This is a genomic window from Actinomadura montaniterrae (assembly GCF_008923365.1).
GTDB lineage: Bacteria > Actinomycetota > Actinomycetes > Streptosporangiales > Streptosporangiaceae > Spirillospora > Spirillospora montaniterrae.
On the sequence record NZ_WBMR01000176.1, the window covers coordinates 1 to 12,756 of the forward strand.

11 protein-coding genes are annotated in these 12,756 nt (G+C 73.3%); 7 read left to right on the forward strand and 4 right to left on the reverse strand.

Going from position 1 to position 12,756, the window contains the following annotated elements; genetic code table 11:
• The 3 genes from F9B16_RS37890 to F9B16_RS37900 form a co-directional block, all read left to right on the forward strand.
• The coding region (locus F9B16_RS37890; RefSeq protein WP_151545055.1) for an enoyl-CoA hydratase/isomerase family protein at positions 1-846 on the forward strand (846 nt) is incomplete at its 5' end.
• Positions 847-891: 45 nt separating this feature from the next.
• On the forward strand, positions 892-1,722 hold the full coding sequence (locus F9B16_RS37895) for an acyl-CoA thioesterase (RefSeq protein ID WP_225992303.1): 831 nt from the start codon (positions 892-894) through the stop codon (positions 1,720-1,722).
• Between the two features lie 58 nt (positions 1,723-1,780).
• The gene (locus tag F9B16_RS37900; protein WP_151545056.1) at positions 1,781-2,584 is read left to right on the forward strand and encodes an enoyl-CoA hydratase/isomerase family protein; all 804 of its coding nucleotides are present in this window, start codon (positions 1,781-1,783) and stop codon (positions 2,582-2,584) included.
• Positions 2,585-2,625: 41 nt separating this feature from the next.
• Here the strand turns inward: F9B16_RS37900 and F9B16_RS37905 are convergent, their stop codons facing one another.
• From F9B16_RS37905 to F9B16_RS37915, 3 genes are all read right to left on the reverse strand, one after another.
• Complete coding sequence (locus F9B16_RS37905; protein ID WP_151545057.1) at positions 2,626-4,200, reverse strand: alpha-amylase; 1,575 nt, start codon at positions 4,198-4,200, stop codon at positions 2,626-2,628.
• Between the two features lie 146 nt (positions 4,201-4,346).
• Positions 4,347-5,381, reverse strand: coding sequence for an NrfD/PsrC family molybdoenzyme membrane anchor subunit (nrfD, locus tag F9B16_RS37910; RefSeq protein ID WP_151545058.1), 1,035 nt, complete (start codon positions 5,379-5,381; stop codon positions 4,347-4,349).
• Complete coding sequence (locus F9B16_RS37915) at positions 5,378-6,157, reverse strand: 4Fe-4S dicluster domain-containing protein (RefSeq protein ID WP_225992304.1); 780 nt, start codon at positions 6,155-6,157, stop codon at positions 5,378-5,380. Before F9B16_RS37915 ends, nrfD begins: the two co-directional genes overlap by 4 nt.
• A gap of 239 nt (positions 6,158-6,396) precedes the next feature.
• On the opposite strand from F9B16_RS37915, the gene F9B16_RS37920 reads away from it, so the two are divergent.
• Entirely contained in the window at positions 6,397-6,843 is a 447-nt protein-coding gene (locus F9B16_RS37920) for a PaaI family thioesterase (protein ID WP_151545060.1), read from the forward strand.
• 41 nt (positions 6,844-6,884) lie between these two features.
• On the opposite strand, the gene F9B16_RS37925 is transcribed toward F9B16_RS37920, so the two are convergent.
• On the reverse strand, positions 6,885-7,742 hold the full coding sequence (locus tag F9B16_RS37925) for a PaaX family transcriptional regulator (RefSeq protein WP_151545061.1): 858 nt from the start codon (positions 7,740-7,742) through the stop codon (positions 6,885-6,887).
• A 117-nt stretch (positions 7,743-7,859) separates the two neighbouring features.
• On the opposite strand from F9B16_RS37925, the gene F9B16_RS37930 reads away from it, so the two are divergent.
• From F9B16_RS37930 to boxB, 3 genes are all read left to right on the forward strand, one after another.
• Positions 7,860-9,464, forward strand: coding sequence for a benzoate-CoA ligase family protein (locus F9B16_RS37930; protein ID WP_151545062.1), 1,605 nt, complete (start codon positions 7,860-7,862; stop codon positions 9,462-9,464).
• Positions 9,465-9,580: 116 nt separating this feature from the next.
• The gene (gene boxC / locus F9B16_RS37935; RefSeq protein WP_151545063.1) at positions 9,581-11,239 is read left to right on the forward strand and encodes a 2,3-epoxybenzoyl-CoA dihydrolase; all 1,659 of its coding nucleotides are present in this window, start codon (positions 9,581-9,583) and stop codon (positions 11,237-11,239) included.
• Positions 11,240-11,241: 2 nt separating this feature from the next.
• The gene (gene boxB, locus F9B16_RS37940; protein ID WP_151545064.1) at positions 11,242-12,660 is read left to right on the forward strand and encodes a benzoyl-CoA 2,3-epoxidase subunit BoxB; all 1,419 of its coding nucleotides are present in this window, start codon (positions 11,242-11,244) and stop codon (positions 12,658-12,660) included.
• Positions 12,661-12,756: the final 96 nt, after the last annotated feature.

Consider the following 12,756-nt stretch of genomic DNA (forward strand, 5'->3'; position numbering starts at 1 on the left):
GGCTCCGGCGACCCGGCGCTCGTCCGGGCCCTCGACGTCACCCTCACCGCGGCGGCCGACGCCGGGCCGGAGAGCGTCGCCGTCGCCGATCCGGTGGAGCGGGCGGCGGCGCTGCGGGACGCGGCGGAGCGCAACCCGCAGGCGGCGCTGGTGCTGCGGGACGTGCTGCGCACCACCGGCGGCATGGACGTCCCGGCGGCGCTGGACGTGGAGTCCTACGCGTACTCGACGCTGCTCGGCGGGGCGGAGTTCGCGCGGTGGCTGGCCTCGCGCGGGCCGCGGCTGCTGCCGTCCGACGTCAAGGACCCGGTGCTGCTGGCCCGGGACGGCGGCGTGCTGTCGATCACGCTGAACCGGCCGCAGCGCCGCAACGCCTACGGCCGCCAGCTGCGGGACGCGCTCGTCGACGGCCTCCGCCTCGCGCTGCTCGACGAGGGGATCGACCGCGTCGTCCTGGACGGCGCGGGCCCGGTGTTCTGCTCCGGCGGCGACCTGGACGAGTTCGGCACCGCGCCCGACCTGGCGACCGCGCATTTCGTGCGGACCCGCGCGGGCGCGGGCCGGCTGATCCACCGGCTCGGGCCGCGCATCGAGGTCCGCGTGCAGGGCTCGTGCGTCGGCGCCGGCGTCGAGCTGCCCGCGTTCGCCGGCCGCGTCGCCGCCGCGGCGGACGCGACGTTCCGGCTCCCCGAGGTGGCGATGGGCCTGATCCCCGGCGCGGGCGGGACGGTGTCGCTGCCGCGCCGGATCGGCCGCTGGCGCACCCTGTACCTCGCGCTGAGCGGGGAGCCGCTCGACGCGCGCACCGCGCTGGGCTGGGGGCTGGTCGACGCCGTCCTGCCGTGAGGGCGGCCGGAAGGGCGCCGGGCGGCGTCGGATAACGTCTCGACCGTGCGACCCACCATCTCCGAGCAACCCGAATCGCGCCTGGAAGAGCGGCACTCCGTCCTGGAGCTCCTGGATCTGGAGGAGCTCGACCGGGACCTCTACCGCGGCACCCTCGTGTTCGACGACCCGTACCCGCTCTACGGCGGGCAGGTCGCGGCGCAGGCGCTGCGCGCGGCGGGCGGCACCGTCCCGGAGGGGCGGCTGCCGCACTCGCTGCACGGCTACTTCCTGCGCGGCGGCGACGCCGCCCGGCCCACGATCTTCCGCGTCGACCGGGACCGGGACGGCCGGTCGTTCTCCGCGCGGCGCGTGGTCGCCCTGCAGGGCGGCGAGGTCATCTTCAACATGTCGGTGTCGTTCCAGCAGCCCGCCGAGGACGAGGACCGCCAGGTCCACCCCGCCCCAGACGCACCGGGCCCCGAGACGCTGCCCGGCTCGGAGATGCCGCGGCTGTTCTCGATGGACAGCCGCGTCCCGCCGCAGCCGTACCCGGCGTCGGACTTCCCGACGCGGCTCTGGTCGCGCTGCCTGGAGCCGCTGCCGGACGACGACCTGCTGCACGCCTGCGTGCTGACGTACCTGTCCGACATCTCCTCCGGGCTGACGGCGCTGCACGACGGGACGGCCCGGTCCGGGTCGAGCCTCGACCACTCGGTCTGGTTCCACCGGCCCGTCCGCATGGACGACTGGGTGCTGATGGACCTCGTCCCGCTGACCGTCGCGTCCGGGCGCGGCCTGTACTCGGGAACGATCCACAGCCGCGACGGCGTGCTCGTCGCGAGCCTCACCCAGGAGTGCCTGTTCCGCACCCCGCGCGACCGTCCCGCCTCCTGACGCGGCTACGCTGGCGCCGCCCGCCGCCGCAGGGAACGCAGCCGCCGCAGGAGGAACGTTGAGCGAGATCGTCGTGACCCGGCCGCGGCCGGGCGTCACCCGCGTCGCGATGAACCGGCCCGAGCGGCTGAACGCGATGACCGCCGGGATGATCGAGGGCCTGCACGCGGCGCTGGCCGAGGCGGCCGCGGACCCGGAGTGCCGGGTGGTCGTGCTGACCGGCGCGGGCCGCGGCTTCTGCGCGGGCCTGGACCTCGGCGGGTACGGCGAGCCAGCGGGCGTGGAGAGCGCGGGCGCGGTGCAGCGGGGGCTGGCCACGCAGCGGCACATCGCCGGGCTGGTGCAGCGGATCCGGCGGATGCCGCAGCCGGTGGTCGCGGAGGTGAACGGCGCGGCGGCGGGCGGCGGGCTGGCGCTGGTCCTGGCGTCGGACCTGCGGATCGCCTCGACGTCGGCGGTGTTCGCGGTGTCGTTCATGCGGGTCGGGTTCTCGGCCTGCGACATCGGCACGTCGTGGATGCTGCCGCGGCTGGTCGGCGCCGGGCGGGCGCACGAGCTGATGATGACCGCCCGCCGCTTCGACGCCGAGGAGGCGCTGCGGATCGGCATGCTCGCCGACGCCGTCGCGCCCGACGAGCTGTCCGGCCGCGTCGGCAAGGCGCTCGACGACCTGCTGTCGATGCCGCCGCTGTCGCTGTCGCTGACCAAGCAGGCGATGTGGCTGTCGCTGGAGATCCCGTCGTTCGACGCGGCCGTCGAGCTGGAGAACCGCCAGCAGGTCCTGACGATGATGACCGCCGACCAGACCGAGGCCATGACCGCGTATATGGAGAAGCGCGCCCCCGACTACGGCAACCGCTGACGCGCGGCGCGCCGCCCGCCGGGGCGGCACGCCGCAGACGCTCAGCGCCAGGTGTGGTTCGCGGTATGCGGCGAGGTGCCGGTGGTGTCGTCCACGTCGATGGCGACGGCGCCGCCGGCCGGGATCGTGATGGACGCGGTGCCGCCCGACACGGTGACCGCCGTGCCGTTGCAGCCGTCCGACTTCGCGCCGCCGGTGATGACGTCGCAGTACACGCCGTCCGGGAGGCCAGTGGTGTAGGTGGCGGTGGACACGCCGGACGAGGCGTTCAGCCCGATCCAGCCCTTCCCACCGCGGCCGAACCCGATGACGTTCCCGGCGGTGGCCGTGAAGTTGGAGACGGTGGTGGCGGACGCGGTGGCGTTGTGCCAGCCGACCATGCCCTTGACGCCGGCCGACTGCGTGATGCACTGCCAGCCGGCCGAGCAGCTCGCGTCGGTGACGAAGCCGTTCGCGTCGGCGGGCGGCGACTGCCCGGCCGCCGACCAGGTGAACCCGTCGAAGACCGACGGCTTGCCGTACGGGTAGGCGAGCAGGAAGTAGTTCGCCAGCGTGTACGCGGTCCCGTTCTTGTAGCTGAGCGTGCTGCCGTTGCGTTCGGTGTCGTGGTTGGTCACCATCGCGAACGTCTGGCCGCTGCCGGCGTCCAGCGACCAGGACGGGATGCCCGACAGGTTCGACAGCGTGCCGGCGGAGAACTGCGCCTTCAGCCCGTCGGCGTAGGAGAAGCCGATGACGTCGCCGTTGGCGGTGAACGCGGACGGCTTGAGCGCGTCGGCCGTCGAGCCCGGCATGACCTCCTGCGCGATGTACGGGGCCTTCCCCTCGGCCGTCGTGGTGTTCAGCGCGCCCTTGATGGCCGCGAAGTCGGCCTGCGGGATGTGCTTGGCCGCGTCGATCCGGAACCCGTCCACGCCGAGCCCGATGAGGTCGTTGAGATATCCGGCGATCTTGCCGCGGACGTAGTCGATCTGGGTCTTCAGGTCGGAGAGATGGTCCAGCTCGCAGTTCTGGACCTCGGCGGTGTCGTTCCAGTCGTCGATGACGCCGTCGTCGTCGTTGCAGTACCCGTCGCCGGGATGGTGGAAGTCGCCGTACCCGTACGGGACGGCCGGGTACGCGTACCCGGACGGGTCGAACGTCGAGCCGCCGTAGGTGGTGGTGAGCGTGTTGTTCGCGCCCGCCATGTGGTTGACGACCGCGTCGGCGTAGACGCGGACGCCCGCGCCGTGGCAGGCGGTGACCATCGCGGCGAACTGCGCGCGGGTGCCGAGCCGGCCGGCCAGGTTGTAGGAGACGGGCTGGTAGACCTCCCACCAGGGGTGGGCGCCGTCGCCGGTGGAGGCGAGGCTGACCGACTCGGCGGGCGGGGCGACCTGGACCGCGCCGTACCCGGCCGGGCCGAGCTGGTCCGTGCACGCTTTCGCGACGGAGTTCCAGTTCCATTCCCACAGGTTCGCGGTGACGTCACTGGCGTTGAGCGCCGTCGCGGCGGCGCGGGCGAGGGCGGCGGCGCGGGCCGTCCCGTCCGGGGATGGGACGGCGAACGGGGCGGCGCCGCAGATCAGGAGGGTGGCGGCGGTGAGGAGGGAGCGAGCGGGGCTTCGACGGTGCATGTCGGCGAACTCCTGTCACAGGGCACATGGCGCGTGCCTGAAGGGGGTGGGGGACGGCCGTCCGCGAGCACCGTGAGAATGCTCTCTCCTTGCAGTGAGGTCAAGAGCTTGCGCAAGATTTCATGCTTCTTGCAGAAAGCGGACCGTCACGCGCCTCCGGTCTTCGCCGTGTCCCGGGCGTTCGCGCGCTCGCGCTGCGGCACCACCGTGTACTTCGGGTCCTGCGCCGACCGCATCCCGGCGTGGAAGATCCCGAACCGGGTGCACGCCGAGCCCGCCAGCAGCGCCGCGCCGCCGAGCGCCGCCGCGATCCGGCTGCGCCCGCCGAGCAGCGCGCCGCCGGCCGCGCCCGCGACCGAGAGGATCTCCGCCGCCCGCATCAGCTTGCCGGCCTTGCCCTGCCGGTACGGCTCCGCGAGCATCCCGAGCCGGCGCTCCATCAGCCTCGCCGCGGCCAGGTCGAGCCCCGCGCCGAGCACCGCGGCGCTGCGCATCGGCGCCGTCTCGGCGGCCGGCGCGGCGAGCAGCGCCACCCCCGACGCGGCGGCCGTGCCAGAGCCGACGAACACCAGCGGCATCTCCCGGTAGCCCTCGTGCCAGGCCGGCACCGCCGTGTCCGCGATGAGGACGGCGGTGTAGGTGGCGACCACCGGACCCAGCGCCGCCGCGCCCACCGTCGCGGCCCGGCCGAGCGGCTTGAACAGCCCGGTCACGTCCAGCACGGCGGCGGCGCCGGCCGCCGGGCCGTAGGCCGCCAGCACCCACGAGCCCACGCTCATCGGCGAGGTCGGCTTCATCACCCGCAGCATGTTGACGAACCGCGCGGGACGTCCGAGGTCGTGGATCAGCGCCGCCGCCGAGCCCGCGATGGCGACCAGCGAAGAGATCTTCAGCGCCCGCGCGGCGGCCGGGCGCCCGGTCAGCTCCGCGCCCGCCGCCAGCACCGACCCGGCGCCCGCTAGCCCGCCGAGGAACAGGTAGGCGGCGACGTCGGCGGCCGCCCAGACCGGCGCGTTCAGGACGGGCTTGCCGTAGTACGACGTGAACTCGGCCTCGGGCACCATGGCCTGCTCGCCACGGCGCTTCCTGCGCCCGCCCCTGCCGGTGCCCTGCCCGATGAGGGCGTCCCGGCCCTCCCGCTGCCCCGTGACGCCGTCCTTGGTGACGTCGGACGTGCTCATCGCCTGCCTCCCAGCCGGCCGTGGACGGTGAACAGCGCGGCGGCGCCCGCGACGAGCGCCGCGGCGGCGACGCCCGCGTGCCTCCACATGGACGGCAGGTCCCGCGTGGTGACGACCGGGTCCGGCGGCAGCCCGTACACCTCCGGTTCGTCGAGCAGCAGGAAGAACGCGCCGTCGCCGCCGACGCCGTCCTCCGGGTCGTGCCCGTACAGCCGCGCGTCCTCCACGCCCATGCCGTGCAGCTGGTCGACGCGCGCGGCGGCGCGTTCGCGCAGCTCGTCGAGGGGTCCGAACTGGATGGAGTCGGTGGGGCAGGCCTTGGCGCAGGCCGGTTCGAGGCCGTCGCCGATCCGGTCGTAGCACAGCGTGCACTTCCAGACGCGGCCGTCCTCCTTGCGCTGGTCGATGACCCCGTACGGGCAGGCGGGCACGCAGTACCCGCAGCCGTTGCAGATGTCCTCCTGCACGACGACGGTCCCGAACTCGGTGCGGAACAGCGACCCGGTCGGGCACACGTCGAGGCAGGCGGCGTGCGTGCAGTGCTTGCACACGTCCGACGCCATCAGCCACCGGACGCCGGAGTCGGCGTTGCCGACCGGCTTGTCCTGCTCGATGAACGCGACGTGCCGCCAGGTGTCCGCGCCGAGCCCCTGGGTGTTGTCGTAGGACATCCCGGTGAACTCCAGGCCGTCCTCGGGGACGGAGTTCCACTCCTTGCAGGCGACCTCGCAGGCCTTGCAGCCGATGCAGACCGACGTGTCGGTGAAGAACCCCATGCGGGGCGGGGCGTCGGGGTAGCCGGCGTCCTTCGCGACGTCGGGCTCCGCCCCCGCCAGCAGGTTCCGTCCGACCAGCCCGCTCATGCGGTCACCTCCAGCCCGTGGACAAGGCGGTGCGTCCCTTCCCGCGAGGCGGGCTCCTACACCTGCGCGGCGCGGCCCCGGCGGGACGTACCGGTGCATTGACGACCTTTCGGGCGGCTGGATAGCGTCGGGAGATCGTCGAGGAGGCTGCGATGGCGGTGGAACCGTCCGGCTACGCCGGTCCGCTGGACCGCACGCTCGGCCTGGTGGTGACCGAGGCGTCCGATCGGGAGGTCGTCGCCGAGATCGAGGTGACCGCGAAGCTCATGCAGGCGTACGGGATCGTTCACGGCGGGGTGTACTGCGCCATCAACGAGACGGTCTGCAGCATGGGCGCGGCGCTCACCGTCGGGCTGGAGCACCAGGTCGTCGGGGTCAGCAACCACACGCGCTTCATCCGCGCCGTCCGGGAGGGCCGGCTGACCGCCCGCGCCCGCCCCGTCGACCGGGTCGGCGACCACGTCACCTGGCAGGCGACCATCACCGACGACAGGGGCCGGGTCGCCGCCGAGGGCACCGTCAACCTGCTCCGGCTCACCCCGCAGGGCGCACCGGAGCCCGCGACCGGACGGGCGGCCGGGTCATCGGCGGCGGGTTAGCCGGAGGCCGTTCGGCCCGGGTCCCGTCGGCTGGGTGCCGGTCAGTCGGAGGTCATCGCCTTCCACTGGCGGTCGGCGACCGGCCGCCACGCGCCGTGCCGCTCGTGGAACAGCGCGAACGCCTGCGAGCCGCTCCAGTCGTCCGGCAGCAGCTCGGCGGGCAGCGCCGGGTCGAGGAACGGGAACCGCCGCCATTCCTGGACGAGCCGGGCGTGCGCGGCGAACGTCCCGGGATCGTCGGCGGGGCGCAGCGCGCGGACCTCGTCGAGGAAGTCCTCGTAGGCCAGCTCGATCTCGTCGAGGTTCCACGCCTGCCGCGCCACGCGCCGCGCCTCGCCGAGGTCGCCGAGGCTCCCGACGAACAGCGTCGAGGTGTCGGCGACGCCGATCTCCGCCAGCACCTCGCGCACCTCCGGCTCGCGCTCGGGGTGCGGACTCACCCACACGCCGGGGGACAGGTTGCCGAGGCCGTTCCAGGACAGCCGCGTCCGCAGCAGGTGCCGCAGCTTCCGGTTCGTCTCCGGGACGGACGCGAGGACCAGCAGCCACCGCCCGTCCCACTCGCCGCCGGGGCGGCCGAAGCCGTAGATGCGCCCGGTGCCGTCGGTGAGCAGCCGCTTCCCGGCCGGGGTGAGGTGCCAGGCGGTGCGCCGGCCGTGCCGCTCGCCGGACAGCCAGCCCTCGGTCGCGCTGCGGGCGAGCGCCTGCCGGACCGCCTTCTCCTCCACCCCGAGCAGCCCGAGCGCCTCCAGGAACGCGGCCGTCCACACCGGCTCGCCCTCCGGCAGGACGAACTCGCCGAGCACCGTCAGCAGCAGCGAGCGCGCGCTCGCCGCGCCGAGTTCGCGGCGGCGCCGGAAGCGCGGCCCCGCCGCGCCGTCGCCGTCGGTCCGGTCCATCGGCTCTTCCTCCGCGGGCGACTGCATCCGGCCTCTCATCATTCCACATAACTATTGACTAGCGTTTTGCGAGTGTAGAACATATTTGCCACGGTTCACGGCGAAGGGGAGCCCCCGATGACCGCTGACGCGGCGACCGGCCAGGCGCGGCCGGACACGTTCAACGCCTCCGATTATCTGCTGCGGGCCGCGCGGGACCCCGGGACCGCCGGGCGGACGGCGCTCACCGGCCCCGGCGGCGACCTGACCTACGCCGACCTCGACGCCCTCGCCGGGAACGTCGCCGCCGGGCTGGAGGCATGGGGGCTGCGGCCCGAGGAGCGGGTCGTGCTGTTCATGGCGGACGGCCCGGCCATGGCCGGCGCGGTCCTCGGCGCGATGCGGCTCGGCGCCGTCCCCGTCCCGGTGTCCACGATGCTGACCGGCCCCGAGCTCGCCGCGCTGCTGAACGACGCGCGCGCCCGCGTCCTGATCGTCAGCGACCGGTTCGCCGGGCCCGCCGGGGAGGCCCTCGCGCTCGCCCCGGGCGTCCGGCGCGTCGCCGTCGAGGGCGACGCGGCGCCGCGCGTGCCGGAAGGCGTGCGGCTCGACCCCTTCGCCGACCTGGTCGCGGAAGGCGCGGCGCAAGGCGGGGAGATCCGCGAGCCCTACGCGACCTCCGACGACTCCAGCGCGCTGTGGCTCTACACGTCCGGGACGACCGGCAAGCCCAAGGGCGCGATGCACCGGCACGCCAACATCCGGCACGTCGTGGAGACCTACGGCCGGCAGGTCCTCGGCATCACCCCGGACGACCGCTGCTACTCGGTCGCCAAGCTGTTCTTCGCCTACGGCATCGGCAACTCGCTGTTCTTCCCGCTCGCCGTGGGCGCCACGACGATCCTCGACCCGGACCGGCCGACGCCCGCGTCCGTCGCGGAGCGGCTGCGCGAGCACCGGCCCACGCTGTTCTTCGCCGTCCCGACCTTCTACGCCGCGCTGCTCAACGCGGACGTCCCGGCCGACGCGTTCGCGTCGGTGCGGCTCGCGGTGTCGGCGGGCGAGCCGCTGCCCGCCGAGCTGTGCCGCCGCTTCACCGAGCGGTACGGCGTGGAGATCATCGACGGGATCGGCTCCACCGAGTGCCTGCACATCTTCCTGTCGAACCGCCCGGGGGAGGTGCGTCCCGGCACCACCGGCGTCGCCGTCCCCGGCTACGAGCTGCGGGTCGTCGACTCCGCCGGCGCCGACGTCCCGCCCGGCACGCCCGGTTCGCTGCTGGTGAAGGGCGAGTCGATCGCGACCGGCTACTGGTGCCGGACGGAGACGACCCGGCGGGTCTTCCAGGGCGAGTGGCTGCGCACCGGCGACACCTACGTGGTGGACGAGGACGGCTACTACACCTGCCTGGGCCGCACCGGCGACATGCTCAAGGCGGGCGGCATCTGGGTGTCGCCCGCCGAGGTGGAGGCCCGGCTCCTGGAGCACCCGGCGGTCGCGATGGTCGCCGTCGTCGGCCTGCCGGACGGCGACGGCCTCGACAAGCCGATCGCCTGCGTCGTCCTCGCGGACGGCGCGAAGGCCGAGCCGGAGGAGCTGATCGACTTCTGCCGGGCGGGGCTCGCCGCGTTCAAGCGGCCCCGCGAGGTGCTGATCATGGACGTGCTGCCGACCACGGCGAGCGGGAAGCTGCGCCGCTTCGCCGTCCGCGAGCTGGCCGCAGCACTCCTCGGCCGAGACTGACCCCGCACGCCCCGAGGCCCGCGGCGGCCCGGCGCGCGCCGATATGCTACAAACTCTTGACGTGATGACCGTGTTCTGTGGAGCATGGGACCACGGACAGACTGGAGGAGCACCCCATGCACGTCGAGTTCCGGACGGATCCGGCCCGCTACCGGCACTGGAGGGTCGAGGCCCGCGGTCCGGTCGCCACGCTGACGATGGACGTCGACGAACAGGGGGGCCTCGTCCCCGGCTACGAGCTCAAGCTCAACTCCTACGACCTCGGCGTGGACATCGAGCTGTACGACGCCGTCCAGCGGCTGCGGTTCGAGCACCCCGAGGTGCGGACGGTCGTGGTGACCAGCGGCAAGGAGAAGATCTTCTGCGCGGGCGCCAACATCCGGATGCTGGCCGCGTCCGAGCACGCGTGGAAGGTGAACTTCTGCAAGTTCACCAACGAGACCCGCAACGGCATCGAGGACGCGACCGCCAACTCGGGCCAGACCTACCTCGCCGCCTGCAACGGCACCGCGTCCGGCGGCGGCTACGAGCTGGCGCTCGCCTGCGACCACATCATGCTCGTGGACGACCGGTCGTCCACCGTCTCGCTGCCCGAGCTGCCGCTGCTCGGCGTGCTGCCCGGCACCGGCGGGCTGACCCGCGTCACCGACAAGCGGCACGTCCGCCGCGACCGCGCCGACTACTTCGCCACCAAGGCCGAAGGGCTCGGCGGCAAGAAGGCCGTCGCGTGGCGGCTGGTCGACGAGGCCGTGTCCCGCACCGCGTGGGACGCGACCGTCGCGGAACGCGCCGCCGAGCTGGCCGCCCGCTCGACCCGTCCGGCCGGCGCCCAGGGCGTCGCGCTCACGCCGCTGGACAAGACCCGCACCGGCAGCGAGATCGCCTACCGGTACGTGACCGCGGAGCTGGACCGCGAGGCCGCCGCCGTCGAGATCACCGTCGCCGGCCCCTCCGCCGACGCCCCCGAGGACATCGCCGCCGTGCACGCGCAGGGCGCCGGGTTCTGGTCGCTCGCCATGACCCGCGAGCTGGACGACCTGGTCCTCGACCTGCGGACCAACGAGCCGTCGCTCGGCACCTGGATCCTGCGCACCGCCGGCGACCCGCGGAAGGTCCTCGACCACGACCGGCTGCTGCTCGACAACGCCTCCGACTGGCTCGCCAACGAGATCGTCCTGTACCTCAAGCGGACGCTGAAGCGCCTCGACGTCACCAGCCGCAGCATGATCGCGCTGATCGAGCCCGGCAGCTGCTTCGCCGGCTCCCTGCTCGAACTCGCGCTCGCCGCCGACCGCTCCTACCACCTCGAAGGCGTCTTCGAGGACATCGACCCGGACGCCGAGCCCGCCACGATCGCCGTCGACGCGATGAACCTCGGCCCCCTCCCGATGGGCAACGGCCTCACCCGCCTGGAGACCCGCTTCCTCGGCGACGACGAGGGCCTCGCCGCCGTCCGCGACGCCGCCGCGAAACCCCTCGACGCGGGCGACGCCGAGCGCCTCGGCCTGGTCACCTTCGCGCCCGACGACATCGACTGGGACGAGGAGGTCCGCATCGCCGTCGAGGAGCGCGCCGGATTCTCCCCCGACGCCCTCACCGGCCTGGAGGCCAACCACCGCTTCCCCGGCCCCGAGACCCTGGAGACCAAGATCTTCGGCCGGCTCACCGCCTGGCAGAACTGGATCTTCAACCGGCCGAACGCGTCCGGCCCGGACGGCGCGCTGCGCCGCTACGGCACCGGACGGCGCGCCGACTTCGACCGAAAGCGAGTCTGAGCATGCCCGTCTCCGCGGACTACTCCGAGAAGATCCCGAACAACGTCGACCTGCACGAGGACCGGCGCCTGCAGCGGGCCCTGGAGTCGTGGCAGCCGAACTTCCTGTCCTGGTGGGAGTCGATGGGCCCGACCCTGCCCACCCAGGACGTCTACCTGCGCACCGCCGTCAACGTCGGCCGCGAGGGCTGGGCGCACTTCGGGCACGTCGCCATGAAGGACTACCGCTGGGGCATCTTCCTCGCCGAGCGCGATGGCGACCGCCGCATCGGCTTCGGCGCGCACAAGGGCGAGCCCGCCTGGCAGAAGGTCCCCGGCGAGTACCGCGCCGAACTGCAGCGGCTCATCGTCATCCAGGGCGACACCGAACCCGCGTCCGTCGAGCAGCAGCGCAACCTCGGCGCCACCGCCCCCAGCCTGTACGACCTGCGGAACCTGTTCCAGGTGAACGTCGAAGAGGGCCGTCACCTGTGGGCGATGGTCTACCTGCTGCACGCCTTCTTCGGACGCGAAGGCCGCGAAGAGGCCGAGGAGCTGCTGCACCGCAACTCCGGCAGCGACGAGTCGCCGCGCATCCTCGGCGCCTTCAACGAGGAGACCCCCGACTGGCTCTCCTTCTTCATGTTCACCTACTTCACCGACCGGGACGGCAAGTACCAGCTCGGCACGCTGAAGGAGTCGGGCTTCGACCCGCTGTCGCGCACCTGCGAGTTCATGCTCAAGGAAGAGGCCCACCACATGATGGTGGGCACGACCGGCATCGACCGCGTCGTCGAGCGCACCGCGCAGCTCATGATCGAGCACGACACCGACGACGTCGCCGCCCTCGGCGCGATCCCCCTGGACGTCGTCCAGAAGTACCTGAACTTCCACTACTCGGTGTCGCTCGACCTGTTCGGCTCCGAGACGTCCAGCAACGTCGCCAACTACTACACCGCCGGGCTCAAGGGCCGCTGGATGGAGGGCCGCCGCAAGGACGACCACCTCCTCACCGGCGACTCCATCATGGTGGACGCCCTCGTCGACGGCGAGATCGGCCAGACCGAGGTCGCCGCCCTCGTCGGCCTGAACACCGACCTGCGCCGCGAGTACGTCTCCGACTGCCAGAGCGGCGTCAACCGCTGGAACCGCATCCTCGCCGACGCCGGCCTCCCGCAGCGCCTCTACCTCCCGAGCGTCGCGTTCAACCGCAAGGTCGGCGCCTTCGCCGGCATCGAGGCCACCCCGCGGGGCGAGCGCCTCACCGCCGAGGAGTGGGAGGCCCGCAAGGACGCCTGGCTCCCCACCGAGGTCGACAAGGCCCACGTCCGCTCCCTGATGCGCCCCGTCCACGAGCGCGGCAAGATCGCCTCCTGGATCGCCCCGCCCCGCAACGGCATCAACGGCAAGCCCTTCGACTACGAGTACGTTCGGCTGGGTTAGCCCAGGGGGGCGACCCCCTGGAACCCCCGTTGCGACGGACGAGGCGGTGGGGGGGGCCGCGGGGCGGCCCCCGCCACCCCCCCGCCCGGCCGGGGG

Excerpts from the sequence above, each read along its gene's own strand:
- nrfD (WP_151545058.1), bottom strand. The coding sequence starts at position 5,381 with ATGAGCACGTCCGACGTCACCAAGGACGGCGTCACGGGGCAGCGGGAG.
- F9B16_RS37920 (WP_151545060.1), top strand. The coding sequence starts at position 6,397 with ATGGCGGTGGAACCGTCCGGCTACGCCGGTCCGCTGGACCGCACGCTC.
- F9B16_RS37905 (WP_151545057.1), bottom strand. The coding sequence starts at position 4,200 with ATGCACCGTCGAAGCCCCGCTCGCTCCCTCCTCACCGCCGCCACCCTC.
- F9B16_RS37925 (WP_151545061.1), bottom strand. The coding sequence starts at position 7,742 with ATGGACCGGACCGACGGCGACGGCGCGGCGGGGCCGCGCTTCCGGCGC.
- F9B16_RS37915 (WP_225992304.1), bottom strand. The coding sequence starts at position 6,157 with ATGGGGTTCTTCACCGACACGTCGGTCTGCATCGGCTGCAAGGCCTGC.
- boxC (WP_151545063.1), top strand. The coding sequence starts at position 9,581 with ATGCACGTCGAGTTCCGGACGGATCCGGCCCGCTACCGGCACTGGAGG.
- F9B16_RS37930 (WP_151545062.1), top strand. The coding sequence starts at position 7,860 with ATGACCGCTGACGCGGCGACCGGCCAGGCGCGGCCGGACACGTTCAAC.
- boxB (WP_151545064.1), top strand. The coding sequence starts at position 11,242 with ATGCCCGTCTCCGCGGACTACTCCGAGAAGATCCCGAACAACGTCGAC.